Origin of the sequence: Proteus vulgaris, assembly GCF_023100685.1 — a bacterium.
In the GTDB taxonomy this organism is placed as follows: domain Bacteria; phylum Pseudomonadota; class Gammaproteobacteria; order Enterobacterales; family Enterobacteriaceae; genus Proteus.
Map to the genome: position 1 here is coordinate 3,505,634 of NZ_CP090064.1, position 19,088 is coordinate 3,524,721.

Below are 19,088 nucleotides of genomic sequence, written 5' to 3' on the forward strand. Positions count from 1 at the left end.
GTCTCTGTGTATTAAGCGTGAGAAATCAAAGTTCCTTCACTTTCACCCATTACAACCCGACGTAATGCACCCGGTTTATTCATATTGAATACGCGGATAGGTAAATTATGATCTCGGGCTAATGTGAATGCAGCAAGATCCATGACTTTCAATTCACGTTCTAATACATCCTGATAAGTTAGTTGTTCATAAAGTACTGCATCAGGATCTTTGGTTGGATCGGCTGAATAAACGCCGTCCACTTTCGTTGCTTTTAATACAACGTCAGCTTCAATTTCAATACCGCGTAAACACGCAGCTGAATCGGTAGTAAAGAATGGATTGCCTGTACCAGCCGAGAAAATAACGACTCGACCATGGCGTAATAAGCTAATTGCTTCCGCCCAACTGTAGTTATCACAGACACCATTTAGTGGAAATGCTGACATAAGCCGTGCGTTAACATAAGCACGATGCAATGCATCACGCATTGCTAAGCCATTCATTACTGTCGCGAGCATTCCCATGTGGTCGCCCACAACACGGTTCATACCTGCCGCCGCAAGACCTGCGCCACGGAACAAGTTACCACCGCCAATTACGACACCGACTTGTATACCCAATTCAACGAGTTCTTTGATTTCTTGAGCCATGCGATCAAGTACGCTCGCATCGATACCGAAACCTTCTGCGCCTTGTAGAGCTTCGCCACTCAGCTTTAGTAAAATTCGCTGATATACGGGTTTTGCATTGGTTGCCATGGTGTTCTGTCCTAAGCAGATTAGTTAATTGGAGGTTTTAGATAGCTTCTCTTTTTAACAAAAAAAAGCAAACGGTCAGTGGAGATTAAAACAAAACAGAACCGCCATTAGGCGGCTCTATTAACGCTAAGCGTTATTATTTGCTCATTGCAGCAACTTCTGCTGCGAAATCAGCTTCAACTTTCTCAATACCTTCACCTACTTCGAAACGAACGAAGTTGATAACATCAGCATTGTTTTCTTTCAGCAGTTCACCAACAGTTTTGCTTGGTTCCATTACGAAGTGCTGACCAGTCAGAGAAATCTCACCGGTGAATTTGTTCATGCGACCGATAACCATTTTTTCTGCGATTTCGCGTGGTTTACCTGATTGCATTGCGATATCCATCTGAATTTGGTGCTCATGCTCAACAACGTCAGCAGGAACATCTTCAGGACGAACATATTCTGGTTTGCTTGCAGCAACGTGCATAGCAATGTGTTTGATCAGTTCTTCGTTAGCGCCTTTAGCTGAAACTAAAACACCGATACGAGCACCGTGCAGGTAAGTACCTAATTCTTCAGCTTCTAATACAGCAACGCGACGAATGTTGATGTTTTCACCGATTTTAGCAACTAATGCAGTACGAGCTTCTTCAAATTTAGCTTTCAGAGCTTCGATATCATCAGTTTTGTCTGCTAATACAGTAGCCATAACTTCTTTACCGAAAGCGATGAAACCAGCATCTTTAGCAACGAAGTCTGTTTCACAGTTCAGTTCAACCAGCGCACCGAATTTACCATCAGCAGCAACTTCTGCAAGGATGATACCTTCAGCAGCAACACGGCCTGCTTTTTTAGCCGCTTTTGCTTGACCTGATTTACGCATATTGTCGATTGCTAATTCGATATCACCATTAGCTTCAACCAGCGCTTTTTTACATTCCATCATGCCTGCGCCAGTACGTTCACGCAGTTCTTTTACCAATGCAGCGGTAATTCCAGACATTTGTTTCTTCCTCGACTTTTCTATGGACTAGCCATAGATGTTCTCATAGCAGATGTGTAAAGGGGGCCTATTGAGGCCCCCTAACCAATATATAGCAATACCTGGTTAAATAAGGGCTCTTACGAGCATGCCTTATTATTCAGCTTCGACTAAGCCTTCTTCAGCCTGAACAGCCAGATCTTGAGAACGACCTTCACGAACAGCTGTAGCTGCAGCGGTCAGATATAATTTAACCGCACGGATTGCATCGTCATTACCAGGGATAATGAAGTCGATACCATCTGGATCAGAGTTAGTATCAACGATAGCAAATACTGGGATACCCAGGTTGTTTGCTTCTTTGATAGCAATGTGTTCGTGTTCAGCATCGATAACAAACAGAGCGTCAGGTAAACCGCCCATGTCTTTGATACCACCCAGGCTGTTTTCTAACTTACCAAGTTCACGAGAACGCATTAACGCTTCTTTCTTGGTCAGTTTGTCAAAAGTACCGTCCTGAGACTGAGATTCTAAATCTTTCAGGCGTTTGATTGACTGACGAACAGTTTTCCAGTTAGTCAGCATACCGCCTAACCAGCGGTGGTTTACAAAAAACTGGTCACAGCTTTCTGCTGCTTCTTTAACAGCTTCAACGGCAGAGCGCTTAGTACCAACAAACAGGATTTTGCCTTTACGAGAAGCAATTTTGTTCAGTTCAACCAGAGCTTCATTGAACATTGGAACAGTTTTTTCCAAGTTAATGATATGAACTTTGTTACGCGCACCAAAGATGAATGGTTTCATTTTTGGATTCCAGTAACGAGTTTGGTGACCGAAGTGAACACCGGCTTGCAGCATATCGCGCATTGAAACAGTTGCCATTTTAGACCTCTATAAATTTAAATTTGGGGTTATTTCGTCCACAAATCCCATACGACCGACTCATCAGCTGTAAAGGTTTAACCTTTACATAAGAGCACCCCGGCGTTATGTGCCGATTTGTGTGTGTAATTAACACAATTGAATGTTCAGATTTACTGTTACTGCTCTAGATGTGATGCAATAACAGAACTCCGGCGCGCTTTATACCATAAATAACCTTAAGAAACCACTATTACTTGTGTTTGATAATGGCGAATTTGACATAAAACTGGCGATATTAAATAGAGAAAAAAAGAGATTATTAAAGTGATTACTATGAATATTGCTCTAATATCAAATCTCTATAAAAAAAGCCAAAGAGAAAAGCGCAATATGTAAAGACAATCAGATTCAGAAGGCGTAATGTTCGTAATTATTCTCGATATTAGACAGATTACACACATCCTCTTTATTGGCATGCCTACTTTCTGCTGATATCATAAATGGTAATCAGAATTATTTCTCATCATCATTCATTTAACCTGCAATACAAAATATGAAACAACCAACTTGTGTTATGTCATGCGTATTGTGGCCTTAATCTAGACGAAGAACTCAAATGGCTATTGTAATCAAGACAGAAGAAGATATTCAAAAAATGCGCGTCGCAGGTCGTCTTGCGGCAGAAGTTCTTGAAATTATCGCACCTTTCGTAAAACCTGGCGTAAATACCGCTGAATTAGACCGTATTTGTCATGAACATATTGTTAATGTACAACAAGCAATCCCTGCTTGTCTGAACTACCATGGTTTCCCTAAATCAGTTTGTATTTCTGTTAACGATGTTATTTGCCACGGAATTCCTAGCGAAGAAAAAATCCTTAAAGATGGTGATATTGTTAATATTGATGTCACTGTTATTAAAGACGGTTTTCATGGTGATACCTCAAAAATGTTTATCGTAGGAAAACCGACCATTCAAGGTGAGCGTTTATGTCGCATCACCCAAGAAAGCCTATATTTAGCAATTAAAATGGTAAAACCAGGTATTCGCTTACGTGAACTGGGTAAAGCTATTCAAAAATTTGTTGAAGGGCATGATTTTTCTGTTGTTCGTGAATACTGCGGCCATGGTATTGGCGAAGGATTCCATGAGGAACCACAAGTCCTCCACTATGATGCAGATGATAGTGGTGTGGTGTTACAAAAAGGGATGGCATTCACCATTGAACCTATGGTTAATACTGGTGATTACCGTATTCGTACAATGAAAGATGGCTGGACTGTTAAAACCAAAGACAGAGGCTGGTCTGCACAGTATGAACACACCTTAGTCGTTACTGATAACGGCTGTGAAATCATGACATTACGCAAAGAAGAAGAACCATTTATTTCTGCGGTTTTAATTAACGAATAATACTCTTCAGTTTACAGTGTAAAGGCGACATATTCTTTCGAGATGTGTCGCTTTTTTTATTTTATTTATAATGGAATAACAGAATTGCTAGTCAGGTTATCGTTTTAACATTAGTCTTAATGCTATAAGCAAACATTGAGTAAGAAGACGAATGATGACCACTAATAACGTATTTCAAACACAGCCCCCTTCCCCTTTTTTGCTGACGAAAAACACACAAAATCACACTGAACTAAAACAATCTATCGAACAATTTCAGTCTTGGTTAGCTGATGCTTTTCACCACAATGTCGATGTAACTTTATTGCTTCAAGCCCGTAGCCATTTCATTGACCAACTCTTAACTCAATTATGGCGTTATACTCAATTATCTGATTATCCTGACCTTAGTATTATTGCTGTTGGTGGTTATGGTAGAGAAGAGCTACACCCCCTTTCTGATATTGACCTTCTATTTTTAAGTGATTCAGCTTTATCACCAGAAATAGCCGAAAAAATCAGTAAATTAATTACCTTACTTTGGGATGTACGTCTTGAGATCGGTGTCAGTGTTAGAACAATGGAAGAGTGTCTTTTAGAAGGTCTCTCTGACTTAACGGTAGCGACAAATTTGCTAGAAGCTCGCTTGGTTTGTGGTAATCAATCACTTTATCAACAGTTAATTAATCATATTTTCAGCCAAGGATTTTGGCCATCACCTGATTTTTTCGCAGCCAAAATAGAAGAACAAAAACAAAGACATCAACGATTTCATAGTACCAGCTATAACCTAGAACCAGATATTAAAAGTAGCCCTGGCGGTCTTCGCGATATTCATACTTTAATTTGGGTCGCTCATCGACATTTTGGTGCAACCTCCATCTCAGAAATGGTGAACTTTGGCTTTTTAACTCCCGCAGAAGGACAAGAATTACTAGAGTGCCAATACACTCTGTGGAAAATTCGTTTTGCATTACACCTAGTGCTTTCTCGCTACGATAATCGCCTACTATTTGATAGACAACTTAACGTTGCTCAATGCTTAAATTATCAAGGAGAAGGCAATCAGCCGGTTGAAAAAATGATGAAGGATTATTATCGCGTTACTCGCCGTGTTAGTGAGTTAAACGATATGCTGCTTCAGTTATTTGATGAAGCCATCCTTGCTTTACAACCCAATGTAAAACCTCGACCATTAGATAATGAATTCCAGCTAAGAGGCTCTTTGATTGATGTTATCGATGATAGCTGTTTTCTTGATGATCCTATCGCCATTATGCGCCTATTTTTGCGTATGGCAGAGCATAAAGAGATCACTGGAATTTATTCTACAACATTACGCCATTTACGTTATGCGCGCCGTCATTTAGTTCAGCCTTTGTGTGAGTACCCACTAGCACGCCAAGTTTTTATGCAGATTTTGCGTCATCCTCATGCTGTTTCTGGTGCATTTATTCCTATGCACAAACACAGTGTACTCGCAGCTTATTTTCCACAATGGAATAACATTGTGGGGCAAATGCAGTTTGATTTATTCCATGCTTATACTGTTGATGAACACACTATCCGTGTTTTACAAAAGCTCGAAAGCTTTGGTTCCCCAGAAAATCATGAAAAACACCCACTCTGTGTTGATATTTACCCACAACTGCCACAGCTTGAATTGCTCCGTTTAGCTGCACTCTTTCATGATATAGCTAAAGGTCGGCATGGTGATCACTCTGTGCTAGGTGCTCAAGATGTTGCCCACTTTGCCCAACAACATGGTTTAAATCAAAGGGAATCAGCATTAGTTGAATGGTTAGTTAGTCATCACTTACTTATGTCTGTCACAGCACAAAGACGTGATATTCAAGATCCCGACATCATTTTTCAATTTGCATCAGAAGTAAAAAATGAAAGTCGATTACGTTACCTTTTATGTTTGACTGTTGCTGATATCTGCGCAACCAACAGTAGTCTATGGAATAGTTGGAAACAGAGCTTATTACGTGAGCTTTTTCTATCTACAGAAGCCCAATTACGCCAAGGTATGCATTCTATTCCTGATTTACGTGAACGCATCCGTCATCATCGTTTGCAAGCACTAACTATTTTACGTACAGAGCATGTTGATGAAGAAAAATTGCAAGCAATTTGGGGGCGTTGTCACGCCGATTACTTTTTGCGGCACACACCAGAACAGATTGCATGGCATGCCCTTGCTTTAATTAAACATAATAGTGCTGATCCCATGGTATTAATCAGCCAACAAACAGAACATGGTGGCACAGAAATATTTATTTGGTGCGCAGATAGACCCTCTCTTTTTGCCTCCGTTGCAGGTGAACTTGATAGACGTAATTTAAGCATCCATAACGCACAAATATTTACTAACCGCGATAATATGGCTATGGATACCTTTATTGTGTTAGAGCCTAATGGTAAGCCTCTAGCTACTGATAGATATAATGCTATCCGCAACGCTTTGATCCAAGTTGTATCAGCTCCTTATAACAACAACGCGAAAACACGTTCTCTGCCTGCAAAATTACGCCACTTTGATGTTCCAACAAAAATTAACTTTGTTGCGTCTAATCATAATAAACGCACTTATATGGAATTATTTGCACGAGATCGCCCAGGATTATTAGCAATTATTGGTAAAGTTTTTGCTGATCTTTCATTGTCATTACATGGCGCAAGGATCACCACAATAGGTGAACGTGTTGAGGATTTCTTCGTATTAACCGATAGCGAAAATAAGGCATTAAACCAAAAAATGAAGGATGAAGTCGTAGAAAGGTTGACAAAAGCCCTAGTTTCAAAGGATAAAATATAGGAACCCACGACAATACATATAGGAAATACTATTGATGCAAGCATTACAATCTATTATTGATAACGCCTTTGAACATCGTGCCGATATCACTCCAAACAACGTTGAGCCTCATATTCGTGACGCAATTAATAACGTTATTGCACAGTTAGACAGCGGGAAACTGCGAGTGGCGGAAAAAATTGACGGTCAGTGGGTGACTCATCAATGGTTGAAAAAAGCGGTTCTACTCTCTTTTCGTATTAATCACAATCAAGTGATAGATGGCAGTGAAAGTCGCTATTTTGACAAAGTACCTATGAAATTCGCTGACTATGACCAAGATCGTTTTGAAAAAGAAGGTTTTCGTGTTGTCCCTCCAGCAGCCGTTAGACAAGGTGCTTATATCGCCCGCAACACTGTTTTAATGCCATCTTATGTCAACATTGGTGCTTACGTCGATGAAGGTAGCATGGTCGATACATGGGCAACAGTAGGTTCATGTGCTCAAATCGGTAAAAATGTTCACCTCTCTGGCGGTGTAGGAATTGGCGGTGTTTTAGAACCACTACAAGCAAACCCAACCATTATTGAAGATAATTGTTTTATTGGCGCACGCTCTGAAATTGTTGAAGGCGTAATTGTCGAAGAAGGTGCAGTTATTTCAATGGGCGTTTATATTGGCCAAAGTACCAAAATTTATGACAGAGAAACGGGCGAAGTACATTATGGCCGAGTACCCGCCGGCTCTGTCGTTGTGTCAGGTAATTTACCGTCTAAAGATGGGAGTTATAGTCTGTACTGTGCAGTGATCGTAAAAAAAGTGGATGCTAAAACACGCGGAAAAGTTGGTATTAATGAATTGTTAAGAACTATCGACTAATATAAGAACAGCGGATAGAATTAATTCTGTTCGCTATTCTTTCACCCATTTTTCTATCAGGTGCCAATATATGTACGATAATTTAAAAAATTTAGGGATCCCGCATCCTGAAGATATTGACCGCTATACCCTACGCCAAGAAGCTAACAACGATATTTTAAAAATCTATTTTCGCAAAGATAAAGGTGAATTTTTTGCAAAAAGCGTAAAATTTAAATATCCGCGTCAACGTAAAACGATTTCTGATGGTCAATCAGGGCAAGGTTTTAAAGAAGTAAATGAAATCAATACTAACTTACGTTATGTTATTGAAGAATTAGATCAAATTTGCCAACAAGACCAAGTAGAAGTCGATTTAAAACATAAAATTCTGGACGATTTACGCCATCTTGAACATGTTGTTGCAAATAAGATTGCTGAAATTGAAGCTGATTTAGAAAAACTAACCCGTCGTTGATAATATGACACAAAGGCTAATTAATTTTAGTCGATTTAAGACGTTAGTTTTACATAAAATACCGCTTATTTTCTGATAAAATAGAAATAAGCGGTATTTAAAATATGACACTTTACTCATTTTCATATTGACCAATTAGATTTACTAAATTGTTTTCTCAATTAACCTAATTGACTAACCCAATTCTCTATCCAATCTATTGCAAATACTTCTGGCTCTGCGACATCCATACCGTCTATTTTTAATATTTCTCCAATACGCTTGGCTTGATGTTCTTGTAATAGCGCTTCAAATTGCATACCTGCACCACAAAAATGGTCATAACTACTGTCACCTAAAGCAATTAAGCCGTAACTTAAGTGTGGCTGATACCCCAAATTATCACGCAGTTCATGAAATAAAGGTGCGATAGTATCAGGTAAATCCCCTTGCCCTGTACTCGACGTTATCACTAATACGGTCGAATATTTTTTCCAATCCGCAAGAGTTCCTTCTTCATAAACATTAGCTTGGTGTTTATGCTCAAGTAAAATACGTTGAGCCTCTTCAGCAACCGCTAATGCATTTCCGTAAACTGTACCTACAAAAATACCGATTTTAGCCATAATATCCTCTATTCCATCTATCAACAAACATAGAAAGTTACATACTACCGTTATCAATATACAAATTATGCACCTTCTTTCTCAAGAATAAATTCTTTATAAATTTTATTCCATTCTGTTCGCTCTTTAGATAATTGCCAAAAAATATCATTCATAGGTATAGATTCATTTATTGTTTTAGCCACTAATTTACATGCCCATTTAGGTACTGAATTATTTTTAAAATCTTTAGATTGCAGCAAACAGAACAAATTTTTATATAACATATTTAATTGATTAAAAGCATTATGACTTTTCTTTTGTTTTTCTAGATACTTATTAGGAAACAAATATTTATATATTCTAAAGAAGAGTCCCTTAGGGTTTTCTAATGAACCATGATAAAGGTACAATTGAGAAGAAACGTCTCTTATTTTATCAAAAAAATATTTTTTAAAATCAACGCCATTCTGATTAATTGTAAAGAGTTTATATGAACTAGTCCCTTCATAAATAGTGTTTAATTTATGTTCTTTAAACATAGCTATTCTTTTTTTATTTTTATCAAGCTCACTAAAAATTAAATTTAATTCATTTAATTTCACTTTCAAATCTTCAGTGCTTAATTTAAAGAAATCACCATTTAAATTAATATTATCAATTCTATCTATTAATTTATCGACATCAATATCAAGTTCATTAATAAATTTCTCGTCAATATTTTTATCATTACAATTAATAAAATGAGATATATGAATTATAGATCTAATAACATTAAGTGACCCTTCATTTAAGACGTCTAAAAATTTATTTAACCTTTCTTTTCCTTCATTAACTTCTTTTATTATCTTTGATTTTTCATTATCTACTTTTCTTATTTCCCTTAAGTCATCACTACATTCTTCTTTTTTATTATGCCTTATTTTGTTACAACCCCCAGTATCTATTGGTTTACTAGTGTAATCATTTTCGGTTCGCATAATTTCAGGCTTTATTGATTGAACCTCCAACATTACTGACATCTTTTTATCATATATTTCTGTTTTTTTTCTACTTTTAAATAATGATAAAACCCCATTGCTATTTATATTATTTGCAATTTTTTCAATATTATGAAAAATTTCTTTTTTATCTTTGGAGATGAAGTTATTAATTAATATATTATTATCACTAAATAACATTTTAAAGAGTGTACTATGTTTACTTTTATTCCTCAACAATGAAGAAAACAAACGATTAAGATCATCACCACTATTTAAGTTTAACACATCTACTTTTCCATCAAAGATCTTTATTTTATCAACCAACCCCTCTTCAATAATAATTTTATTTAATTTTTCCAATCTATTTTTATTATTTAAAATATACTTTTCAAATGTACTTTTTAATTCACAACTAAATTTTGAAAATATAAACCTCTTATCTTTATTGAAGATCTTTAGTTCTTCACCTCTATATTTTATAAATGAAAATAAATCTTTTTCTTCAAAATAGGCCTCTTTACTATCTTCTAGTAAGAGTACAAATTTTTTATTATTTACTATCGATAATGTTGAATTCATACTTCCTCCTAGATTCAGATTAATACCTAAGAGAATTACATAATTATCATCTATATTATTTCAATAAAAAAACACTCTTTGTTTACACATAAGAGTGTTTTTATAATTCAATCAAAAATAATTTATTCTTGTTCAGTCGTGTCCAAAGACCGGATATATTCATCCATTTCAGTTTTTAGATTATCTGACTTAGGACCAAAAATTGCTTGAATACCAGAGCCGACTACAACTACACCAGCAGCGCCCAATCTTTTCAATTCATCACGATCAACCTTATCGATCTCTTTTACACCAATGCGTAAGCGTGTGATACATGCATCTAAACTACTGATATTGTCTTTACCGCCAAAAGCAGCAACTAAAGATTGCCCCATCGCGCTTTTATCCGCTTGTTTTGCGTTTTTATCTTCAACTTCTCGACCTGGTGTTTTCAGGTTTAGTTTCACGATTAAAAAACGGAAAATTGAGTAATAAGTTATGGCATAAAGTATGCCAATAATTGGGAATAGATACAGCTTACTGCTATTACCACTTAATACGATAAAGTCGATCAAGCCATGAGAGAAACTTGTACCATCACGCATACCTAACAAGATACAAATAACAAACGCTAAACCAGCCAAAATAGCATGAATAACATAAAGGATTGGAGCGACGAACATAAATGAGAACTCAATAGGCTCAGTGATCCCTGTTAAGAAGGCAGTTAATGCCGCAGAAATCATGATCCCTCCCACTTTTACACGATTCTCAGGGCGTGCTGAATGCCAAATCGCAATAGCGGCAGCAGGTAAACCAAACATCTTAAATAAGAAGCCACCTGACAACATACCAGCGGTTGGGTCACCTGCCATATAACGAGGAATATCACCGTGGAATACTTGTCCTGCACTATTTACATATTCACCCACTTGCATTTGGAACGGTACATTCCAGATGTGGTGCAAACCAAATGGTACTAATCCACGCTCTACAACACCGTAAATACCAAAAGCAACAGCTGGGTTTTGATAGGCTGCCCATTCAGAGAAACGTTGGATAGCGGTACCGATAGGAGGCCAAATAAAAGCTAAGATAATCCCAACAAAAATAGCAATTAATCCCGAAATAATAGGAACAAAACGCTTACCTGCAAAGAATCCTAAATACTCAGGTAATTTGATGCGATAAAAGCGGTTAAACATGGAAGCCGCAATAATACCTGCAATAATCCCCCCTAACACACCAGTATCAGTAAGATGTTGTGCCTCAATTTCAGCTGGTGAAAGCCCTAAAACCCAAGGAGCAACCACTATCATGGTTTTAGACATAATGCCGTAAGCCACTACGGAAGCTAGCGCTGATACCCCGTCATTATTGGTAAAGCCTAATGCAACACCAATGGCAAAAATAAGCGGCATATTAGAGAAAACTGAACCACCAGCTTCTGCCATAACTTGAGAAACAGAAGAGGGGATCCATGATAGATCTGCAGAACCAACCCCTAATAAAATACCGGCAATAGGCAATACAGATACCGGTAACATCAAGGACTTTCCGATTTTTTGTAAAACAACAAATAGGTTTTTAAACATCAAGCAGACTCCCGGAGTGTGGGTTTTATATGTTGTAAGTTTTTTATTTGTTTAAAGTAGTGTGGGTTTTATTTCATAAACTTATCTAATGATAAGCCTTATTTATTTCACATCATAAAATAAATCGCTTAATGAATACATGATAGCTGTCACGTTTCAATGCATGTGATCAGATCAATTTATAGAATTATATATTTTACAAATAGTTAATAGAGATTATAAATTTGCGCAAACTATCAAGACTTAAGTAAAAAAGCCTTGATAGTCACATGTAGAAATCAATATTTTGAATAAGAAAGGAATTAAAAGTGATGAGATAAATCTTCGCCATACTGCTCTAATTCAGATCTTAATCCACGCCAACCAAATTGATTAATAAGGTGTTGCCAAGGGAGATCCCATTTCGCCGTTAAATTAAGCGGTTGCAATGTGATTGGATGAATTAAGTTTAGATGGCTTGCATGTAACATCAAGCGATGAGATTGAAAATGATTTACAACACCACGGTTTTGACGTAGATCACCATGAGCAGTATCGCCGATAATTGGATGGCGAATGTGAGACATATGGCGACGTAATTGATGCTTACGACCTGTTTCAGGACGCAATTCTAATAAACTAAATCGAGATGTAGGATAGCGCCCAATCGCAACCTCTTTTTCAACGGTTGCTAATGGCTGGCAATGTGTTACACATTCTTGAATTTGTGGTGGTTGAGTTGCAAATTTGTCTGCAATTTTATCTAACTCTTCCACTAAAGGACTATCAATCACTAACGCTTCTTCAACATACCCTCTGACAACGGCATGGTAAATTTTTTCTGTCTTATGTTGTTCAAAAGATTGAGAAAGAGCCCTAGCAACATCTGAAGAGAGTGCCATTAATAGAACACCAGACGTAGGTCTATCTAAACGGTGTACAGGAAAAACATGTTGCCCTATTTGATCTCTCAGTGTTTGCATCACAAACACCGTTTCATGTCTATCGAGCCAACTACGGTGAACAAGCCAGCCCGCAGGTTTATTCACCGCAACAAGATATTCATCTTGATAAATAATATCTAGCATTGTCAACCTTATGATTTAAACATTGCGTCAAGTTCACGCAGATGATTAAGTAAATCAGTAAAGTCGCGACTTTCATCATCTTTGAATGCTTCTTCGTAATAAGGCGCGATTGCAAATGAATTAGGTAATGGCATCTCATTTTCAATCATTGATGACAATCGTGGAATCAATACCCACTGTAACCATTCATGAGCACTCATTGTATCAATACAAAAAGGTTCAATACTTTCAAATGCTTGCTCAGTCGGTGATCCTAATTGCCATAGCTCAATGTTCTTCATCTCTTTTTCGATTAAGAGCAATTTCGCTAAAATACGTTGTTCTGCTGTCATCATGTGTTCCTTATATAAAACTTACGAATAAGGATAACATTGGGATGGAATAGCAGAAAACAAATAAAAAAATAAAAGGAGCCGAAACTCCTTTTAGACAAGAAAAATAGCTGTCTGTACAACACATGCATCCAAGCAAGACCGTTTTATCTATCCCTGTGATTAAGTCTGTATCCACATTAATGGAAATATCCTATTTCCTGTGCCCTTGATTACTTTACATTATATCGGCCACCAAGCAGTCCTTTAGTTGGTGAACGTAGAATGCCAATAATTGATTAGTTAAACAACCCACAAAATAAAAGCAATCAAATAGAAATAACCATAAATAAAAACAATAGGTTATTAAGTTATTGCTCTACTTAAATAAATCAAATTTACTCTTATACAAGGACCCATTATCTAAAAAAACAGACTCTTTTTTGTAAGATATGTCTCACACAAAGAATAGTTTTAAGACTACATCATTCACTATACACCACGACTAGTTCTGATAAAAAAACAGATAAATTTTCCGCTAAAACTTTTCTTTTCTTTTGACCAAAAGTTTCAAGAATAACTTCGCCAGAAACATTACATACAGAAATTATGTCGTTTTCTGAATCTGTTGTACCAATAAATAAAGTTGGCGTTAATTTCAGCCGCTTTTGTGTCACCAAATGCCCAATAATATTTTCTTGTAGGCGGATAAAATCTTCTTCGCTCCAAACTTGGATTAAGCTCAAGTGTGTATCTCTAAAGCGAACTTGCATATCTCCCGCATACTGAGTGGTAAAGTAATTATGTAATTCAGGGCGAATAATAATCCCCATCGCTTTTTCAACTTTTTCTAGTTTATCCGTTCCCACAAAAGGTTGAGGTAGCCAATAAACGACTTCATCACCTGTTCTTGAAATACAAACGGAAGGAACACCATAGAGATCTTCACTCGCAGGAGGTAAACCTGATTTTTCTTGCCATAACTCAACATATTTTTGGGTGAAGGCTTTTAATTCAGAGGAAATATTTTCAATCACGGTTATCAGCTTTATCTATTAAATAAAAATTAGCCTTTATGTTACCTGATTATGTTATTAATTCAGAGCATCAAAAATAAAGCATTCGTATACTATTGATGTTTCAATAGTATAATTAACCTTCTTTTATTTTCAGTTAAAGTTAGGATGTAAATTATGTCTTTATATCAAGGTGATAAATCTCTTGAAACATTATCTTTAGGCAAAAAGACTCAATATCATGATCACTATGATGCCGAATTATTACAAGGCGTTCCTCGTAGCCTAAACCGAGACTCACTTTCTTTAACTGCTGAAAATTTGCCATTTCATGGTGGTGATATTTGGACTATGTATGAACTCTCTTGGCTTAATAGCAAAGGGTTACCACAAGTTGCAATTGGTCATGTTGAATTAGATGCAAAGACGGAAAACCTCATTGAATCTAAAAGCTTTAAACTATATCTCAACAGTTTTAACCAAACTCGCTTTGAAAGCTGGGATATCGTTGAAAAAACCTTACTTAAAGATTTAACTTCTTGTGCTAAAGGTAAAGTGAATCTGACTATTTACCCACTTTCACATTTTACATCACAATCTATTGTTGATTTTGCTGGAGAGTGTATTGATGAACAAGACATTGAAATCGATAATTATCAGTTTGATGCACAATGGTTAAACGGATCGACAACCGATACACTGGTTGAAGAGACTCTAGTCAGTCATCTGTTAAAATCAAACTGCCTTATTACCAATCAACCAGATTGGGGATCTGTCGCTATCCAATATAAAGGCAAAAAAATTGATCGTGAAAAATTACTACGTTATTTAGTCTCATTTAGGCAACATAATGAATTTCATGAACAATGTGTTGAGCGAATTTTTCACGACATCATGCAATTTTGTGCGCCAGAAACATTAACTGTTTATGCAAGATATACGCGACGTGGTGGATTAGATATCAATCCTTGGCGTAGTAATTGTGAGTTTGTTCCAAAAGTCAGTCGATTAGCCAGACAATAATAGGAATAATGCCTGTATGTTAATATGATCTGTGTTATACCAAGATCAGTTGCACTTCAGTTTGTTATTTCAGGAGAAAAAGGAGTCCTACGTGATAACTCATGTCAGCCCATTAGGTTCCATGGATCTGCTTTCACAGCTAGAAGTTGATATGCTAAAGAGAACCGCAAGCAGTGATCTTTACCAACTGTTTCGTAATTGTTCTCTTGCTGTCCTCAACTCTGGTAGCCTTACTGATAGTAGTAAAGAACTGTTATCTAAATACCAAGATTTTGATATTAACGTACTGCGCCGTGAACGTGGCGTTAAATTAGAGTTAGTCAATCCTCCTGAAGACGCCTTTGTTGATGGAAAAATTATTCGTTCACTGCAAGCTAACTTATTTGCTGTACTTCGTGACATTTTGTTTGTTCATGGACAAATCACAACAGCCAAACGTGACCTGCACCTTAATTTAGAAAATAGCACTCATATCACTAACACTATTTTCTCTATTTTGCGTAATGCTAGGGCCCTTCATATCGATGAAGATCCTAATATGATTGTGTGCTGGGGTGGCCACTCTATCAATGAAACTGAGTATCTTTATGGCCGAAAAGTGGGTAACGAATTAGGGCTACGAGAACTTAATATTTGTACAGGTTGTGGTCCAGGAGCGATGGAAGCACCAATGAAAGGTGCTGCGGTCGGCCATGCTCAACAACGATATAAAAATAGCCGTTTTATTGGTATGACAGAGCCTTCAATCATTGCGGCTGAGCCACCAAATCCATTGGTTAACGAACTGATTATCATGCCAGATATTGAAAAACGTCTGGAATCCTTTGTTCGTATTGGACATGGTATTATTATTTTTCCTGGTGGTGTGGGAACTGCCGAAGAATTACTGTATCTACTTGGTATTCTTATGTCTCCAGAAAACCAAGATCAAGTATTACCACTGATTTTAACTGGCCCGAAAGAGAGTGCTGATTACTTTAATGTACTCGACGATTTTATCGCAAATACATTAGGTGATGAGGCTCGACGCCATTACCAAATTATTATTGATGATGCGCCTGAAGTGGCTCGCATTATGAAAAAATATATGCCATTGGTAAAAGATAATCGTCGTAGTACTGGTGATGCTTATAGCTTTAACTGGTCAATGAAAATCAATGCTGACTTACAGCATCCTTTTGAACCAACACATGAAAATATGGCATCACTTAACTTAAGCACCGATCAATCACCTGAAAAATTAGCCGCTGACTTACGTCGTGCATTCTCTGGTATTGTTGCAGGTAACGTAAAAGAAGTAGGTATGAAGGCGATTGAAGCTTACGGCCCTTATAAAATTCATGGTGACCGTGAAATTATGCGGCGCATGGATATTTTATTAGCGGGCTTTGTTGAGCAACATCGTATGAAACTTCCAGGCGGTACAGCTTACCAACCATGTTATGAGATTATCAGCTAATTTATTATGATACATTTGCTGATTATTGATGCTTTAAACCTGATCCGCCGCATTCATGCGGCATCAGGTTCTTCCTGCCAGACTGTGTGTGAACAGAGCGTCAACCAACTGCTTGGTCACACCCAACCTACTCATGCCGTAGCGGTCTTTGATGAAGATGACAGAGACGGTAGTTGGCGACATCAACTCTTACCTGATTATAAAGCAGGTCGCACACCAATGCCTGATGACCTGCGTCAACAATTGCCAGAAATTAAAGCAATGTTACTCAATTTAGGAATACAAAGCTGGCACTCTGGCGGTGATGAAGCGGATGATGTTGCTGCAACATTGGCAACAAAAGTGGCGAGTGCGGGTTTTCGAGTCACGATTATTTCAACGGATAAAGGTTATTGCCAATTACTTTCACCCTCTATTCGTATACGCGATTATTTTCAACGACGTTGGTTAGATTTAGAATTTATCAGAGCAGAATTTGGTGTCGAGCCATCTCAGCTTACTGATTATTGGGGATTAACAGGCGTAAGCAGCAGTAAGGTTGCAGGCGTTCCTGGTATTGGACCTAAAAGTGCCACCGAGCTTTTACAAATTCACCCAGATCTAGAATCGCTCTATCAGCATATTGATGATGTTCCTACTAAATGGCAAAACAAACTTATTACCCATAAAGAGTCTGCATTTATCAGTCGGAAAATCACAACATTACGCACTGATATTCAATTAAACGGTAATCTACAACAGTTACGTTTAAAATAGCTAAGCTCTCTATTATTAAAATTCAACGAGCAGATATCCTTAAATAACGAGATCCCATTAAAAAAGCTAAGCTTCAATTTATAAGCTTAGCTTTTTATTGTCATCAATAAATCGATGTGCTTTGAACGTTTTTAGAATTCACGATCGGGTCGATAAGCAGCCCAAATATTTTGAATATGAACAGTTATTTCTTCTCTATCATGATAAAGTTGCTTAGCTTGGATCTTAACGTTAACCCCTTTTTCAGCTAACTCTGACTTTATTTTTTCAAGGATATGAGAGACTTCCTCATAACGCTTTTTCATTGGCAATTTTAGGTTAAAGATAGCTTCACGACACCATTCATTGGCAACCCAAGTTGTCATTAACGCAGCAACTTTAGCTGGCTTTTCAACCATATCACAGACAAGCCATGTGATATTTTTAGATGTAGGTTCAAATTTAAAACCATCAACTTGGTGATGACGAACTTGCCCTGTATCCATCAAAGATTGTGCCATTGGACCATTATCAACAGCATGTACCATCATACTGCGTTTCACTAATTGATATGTCCAACCACCGGGGCATGCTCCTAAATCTACCGCTTTCATTCCACTAGCTAAGCGCTCTTCCCACTCGTCATAAGGAATGAAGATATGAAATGCTTCTTCAAGTTTCAGTGTCGAACGACTTGGTGCATCTGATGGGAATTTTAATCGAGGAATACCCATATAGAATGCGGAATTATTAAAGCTATAAGAATAACCAACATAACAACATCCCGGTGCAATGAAAAACACATGGATAATAGGACGGCTAAAATTCTCTACTTTCAGCAAAATTTTTTCATTACGTAAATGATTACGTAATGGCACCGTAAATTTACGGCAAAATTTTAATAGCTCTTTACTTTCGTTAGTATCAGCAACTTCAACTCGAAGTTCACCCGCTTTTTCAACAGCACCTTTTAGCATTCCAACAATTGGTGTAATTCTATCTTCTGGCGGTAAATCTTTAAGTAATTCACCTGTCACAAACATCTGACGAGCAAAAATTAATTCACGGAAATTTACTTCACGTGCAATTTTGTCTGCTTCACCTTCTTGGTAGCATTCAAAAATCACATAGCCACTTCCCTCTTTAACACGAGGAAAGCCATAAACGCCGATTTGACCTGCTTTATCCGTAATCTCAGCCGCGCACTCTTTTTCAAAACCTTGGCGACAATATAATGCAACTTTATTCATGGCGAGACGCCGGTGCCCTTAGACGCAAAGCGCCAATAAAAATTAAAGTCCAACCAATAAGAAAACTAAACCCACCAATTGGCGTAAAATAAGATAACAATCTAACTTGTGTTAGCGCCATACAATAAAGGCTACCACTGAAAAGTAGAATACCAACACTAAAGAAAATACCCGCCCAATAAAACCATAAGATGGTTTTTCGCATTAATATTGCTGCGATCCCGACAAGTATCAAGGTATGTACAATCTGGTAACGCATCGCTAACTGGATGTATTCCCAATGTTGTGGCGATAAATGAGGTGCTAACTTATGCGTTGCAAATGCACCAAAAGCGACATAAAAAAAGCCACTAATCGCGGAAAACATAAGCAATGTACGACTATTCACTGTTTATTCCTTCCTAAT

At 37.3% G+C, this 19,088-nt stretch carries 18 protein-coding genes; 7 read left to right on the plus strand and 11 right to left on the minus strand.

Annotation, left to right across the window (positions count from 1 at the left end):
* Positions 1 to 11: 11 nt before the first annotated feature.
* The 3 genes from pyrH to rpsB all read right to left on the minus strand — a co-directional run bounded on the left by pyrH (position 12) and on the right by rpsB (position 2,589).
* On the minus strand, positions 12 to 740 hold the full coding sequence (gene pyrH / locus LW139_RS16845) for a UMP kinase (RefSeq protein WP_198623361.1): 729 nt from the start codon (positions 738 to 740) through the stop codon (positions 12 to 14).
* A 136-nt stretch (positions 741 to 876) separates the two neighbouring features.
* The gene (tsf, locus tag LW139_RS16850; protein ID WP_109409066.1) at positions 877 to 1,728 is read right to left on the minus strand and encodes a translation elongation factor Ts; all 852 of its coding nucleotides are present in this window, start codon (positions 1,726 to 1,728) and stop codon (positions 877 to 879) included.
* Between the two features lie 135 nt (positions 1,729 to 1,863).
* On the minus strand, positions 1,864 to 2,589 hold the full coding sequence (gene rpsB / locus LW139_RS16855; protein WP_036934040.1) for a 30S ribosomal protein S2: 726 nt from the start codon (positions 2,587 to 2,589) through the stop codon (positions 1,864 to 1,866).
* Between the two features lie 598 nt (positions 2,590 to 3,187).
* Here rpsB and map point away from each other — a divergent pair.
* The 4 genes from map (at position 3,188) to LW139_RS16875 (ending at position 8,101) form a co-directional block, all read left to right on the plus strand.
* Positions 3,188 to 3,985 (plus strand): type I methionyl aminopeptidase, encoded by a 798-nt coding sequence (gene map, locus LW139_RS16860; protein WP_072070011.1) that lies wholly within the window; start codon positions 3,188 to 3,190, stop codon positions 3,983 to 3,985.
* 154 nt (positions 3,986 to 4,139) lie between these two features.
* Positions 4,140 to 6,785 carry a bifunctional uridylyltransferase/uridylyl-removing protein GlnD gene (glnD, locus tag LW139_RS16865; protein ID WP_247851235.1) on the plus strand — a complete coding sequence of 882 codons (2,646 nt, stop codon included), beginning with the start codon at positions 4,140 to 4,142 and terminating at the stop codon, positions 6,783 to 6,785.
* Between the two features lie 34 nt (positions 6,786 to 6,819).
* Positions 6,820 to 7,644, plus strand: a complete 825-nt coding sequence (gene dapD / locus LW139_RS16870) for a 2,3,4,5-tetrahydropyridine-2,6-dicarboxylate N-succinyltransferase (RefSeq protein WP_247850280.1) — start codon at positions 6,820 to 6,822, stop codon at positions 7,642 to 7,644.
* 70 nt (positions 7,645 to 7,714) lie between these two features.
* On the plus strand, positions 7,715 to 8,101 hold the full coding sequence (locus LW139_RS16875) for a DUF3461 family protein (RefSeq protein WP_006535910.1): 387 nt from the start codon (positions 7,715 to 7,717) through the stop codon (positions 8,099 to 8,101).
* Between the two features lie 161 nt (positions 8,102 to 8,262).
* Here LW139_RS16875 and LW139_RS16880 read toward each other — a convergent pair whose 3' ends face one another.
* The 6 genes from LW139_RS16880 to syd all read right to left on the minus strand — a co-directional run bounded on the left by LW139_RS16880 (position 8,263) and on the right by syd (position 14,236).
* Entirely contained in the window at positions 8,263 to 8,706 is a 444-nt protein-coding gene (locus LW139_RS16880) for a flavodoxin (protein WP_109409069.1), read from the minus strand.
* Between the two features lie 65 nt (positions 8,707 to 8,771).
* Positions 8,772 to 10,247, minus strand: a complete 1,476-nt coding sequence (locus LW139_RS16885) for a hypothetical protein (RefSeq protein ID WP_247850281.1) — start codon at positions 10,245 to 10,247, stop codon at positions 8,772 to 8,774.
* A 122-nt stretch (positions 10,248 to 10,369) separates the two neighbouring features.
* Positions 10,370 to 11,821 (minus strand): PTS glucose transporter subunit IIBC, encoded by a 1,452-nt coding sequence (gene ptsG / locus LW139_RS16890; RefSeq protein WP_109409071.1) that lies wholly within the window; start codon positions 11,819 to 11,821, stop codon positions 10,370 to 10,372.
* 302 nt (positions 11,822 to 12,123) lie between these two features.
* Positions 12,124 to 12,888 (minus strand): tRNA pseudouridine(65) synthase TruC, encoded by a 765-nt coding sequence (gene truC, locus LW139_RS16895; protein WP_109409072.1) that lies wholly within the window; start codon positions 12,886 to 12,888, stop codon positions 12,124 to 12,126.
* Positions 12,889 to 12,896: 8 nt separating this feature from the next.
* Positions 12,897 to 13,220: a YqcC family protein gene (locus tag LW139_RS16900; protein ID WP_227336013.1), complete on the minus strand. Its 324-nt coding sequence runs from the start codon at positions 13,218 to 13,220 to the stop codon at positions 12,897 to 12,899.
* Positions 13,221 to 13,684: 464 nt separating this feature from the next.
* On the minus strand, positions 13,685 to 14,236 hold the full coding sequence (gene syd / locus LW139_RS16905; protein ID WP_167395485.1) for a SecY-interacting protein: 552 nt from the start codon (positions 14,234 to 14,236) through the stop codon (positions 13,685 to 13,687).
* A gap of 156 nt (positions 14,237 to 14,392) precedes the next feature.
* On the opposite strand from syd, the gene queF reads away from it, so the two are divergent.
* From queF to xni, 3 genes are all read left to right on the plus strand, one after another.
* Positions 14,393 to 15,238 carry an NADPH-dependent 7-cyano-7-deazaguanine reductase QueF gene (queF, locus tag LW139_RS16910; RefSeq protein ID WP_227336014.1) on the plus strand — a complete coding sequence of 282 codons (846 nt, stop codon included), beginning with the start codon at positions 14,393 to 14,395 and terminating at the stop codon, positions 15,236 to 15,238.
* Positions 15,239 to 15,329: 91 nt separating this feature from the next.
* Positions 15,330 to 16,697, plus strand: a complete 1,368-nt coding sequence (ppnN, locus tag LW139_RS16915) for a nucleotide 5'-monophosphate nucleosidase PpnN (RefSeq protein ID WP_088494686.1) — start codon at positions 15,330 to 15,332, stop codon at positions 16,695 to 16,697.
* 6 nt (positions 16,698 to 16,703) lie between these two features.
* Positions 16,704 to 17,453, plus strand: coding sequence for a flap endonuclease Xni (gene xni, locus LW139_RS16920; RefSeq protein WP_098941999.1), 750 nt, complete (start codon positions 16,704 to 16,706; stop codon positions 17,451 to 17,453).
* A 131-nt stretch (positions 17,454 to 17,584) separates the two neighbouring features.
* Here xni and rlmM read toward each other — a convergent pair whose 3' ends face one another.
* Both rlmM and LW139_RS16930 read right to left on the minus strand, forming a co-directional pair.
* Complete coding sequence (gene rlmM / locus LW139_RS16925) at positions 17,585 to 18,682, minus strand: 23S rRNA (cytidine(2498)-2'-O)-methyltransferase RlmM (RefSeq protein WP_166539374.1); 1,098 nt, start codon at positions 18,680 to 18,682, stop codon at positions 17,585 to 17,587.
* Complete coding sequence (locus LW139_RS16930; protein WP_109409076.1) at positions 18,675 to 19,070, minus strand: DUF423 domain-containing protein; 396 nt, start codon at positions 19,068 to 19,070, stop codon at positions 18,675 to 18,677. Before LW139_RS16930 ends, rlmM begins: the two co-directional genes overlap by 8 nt.
* Positions 19,071 to 19,088: the final 18 nt, after the last annotated feature.

What these genes read in the sequence shown, in the direction of transcription:
- queF (WP_227336014.1), top strand. Translation starts at nt 14,393, where the DNA reads ATGTCTTTATATCAAGGTGATAAATCTCTTGAAACATTATCTTTAGGC.
- rpsB (WP_036934040.1), bottom strand. Translation starts at nt 2,589, where the DNA reads ATGGCAACTGTTTCAATGCGCGATATGCTGCAAGCCGGTGTTCACTTC.
- glnD (WP_247851235.1), top strand. Translation starts at nt 4,140, where the DNA reads ATGACCACTAATAACGTATTTCAAACACAGCCCCCTTCCCCTTTTTTG.
- map (WP_072070011.1), top strand. Translation starts at nt 3,188, where the DNA reads ATGGCTATTGTAATCAAGACAGAAGAAGATATTCAAAAAATGCGCGTC.
- LW139_RS16900 (WP_227336013.1), bottom strand. Translation starts at nt 13,220, where the DNA reads ATGACAGCAGAACAACGTATTTTAGCGAAATTGCTCTTAATCGAAAAA.
- xni (WP_098941999.1), top strand. Translation starts at nt 16,704, where the DNA reads ATGATACATTTGCTGATTATTGATGCTTTAAACCTGATCCGCCGCATT.
- ptsG (WP_109409071.1), bottom strand. Translation starts at nt 11,821, where the DNA reads ATGTTTAAAAACCTATTTGTTGTTTTACAAAAAATCGGAAAGTCCTTG.
- LW139_RS16885 (WP_247850281.1), bottom strand. Translation starts at nt 10,247, where the DNA reads ATGAATTCAACATTATCGATAGTAAATAATAAAAAATTTGTACTCTTA.
- dapD (WP_247850280.1), top strand. Translation starts at nt 6,820, where the DNA reads ATGCAAGCATTACAATCTATTATTGATAACGCCTTTGAACATCGTGCC.
- LW139_RS16875 (WP_006535910.1), top strand. Translation starts at nt 7,715, where the DNA reads ATGTACGATAATTTAAAAAATTTAGGGATCCCGCATCCTGAAGATATT.
- truC (WP_109409072.1), bottom strand. Translation starts at nt 12,888, where the DNA reads ATGCTAGATATTATTTATCAAGATGAATATCTTGTTGCGGTGAATAAA.
- LW139_RS16880 (WP_109409069.1), bottom strand. Translation starts at nt 8,706, where the DNA reads ATGGCTAAAATCGGTATTTTTGTAGGTACAGTTTACGGAAATGCATTA.
- tsf (WP_109409066.1), bottom strand. Translation starts at nt 1,728, where the DNA reads ATGTCTGGAATTACCGCTGCATTGGTAAAAGAACTGCGTGAACGTACT.
- rlmM (WP_166539374.1), bottom strand. Translation starts at nt 18,682, where the DNA reads ATGAATAAAGTTGCATTATATTGTCGCCAAGGTTTTGAAAAAGAGTGC.
- pyrH (WP_198623361.1), bottom strand. Translation starts at nt 740, where the DNA reads ATGGCAACCAATGCAAAACCCGTATATCAGCGAATTTTACTAAAGCTG.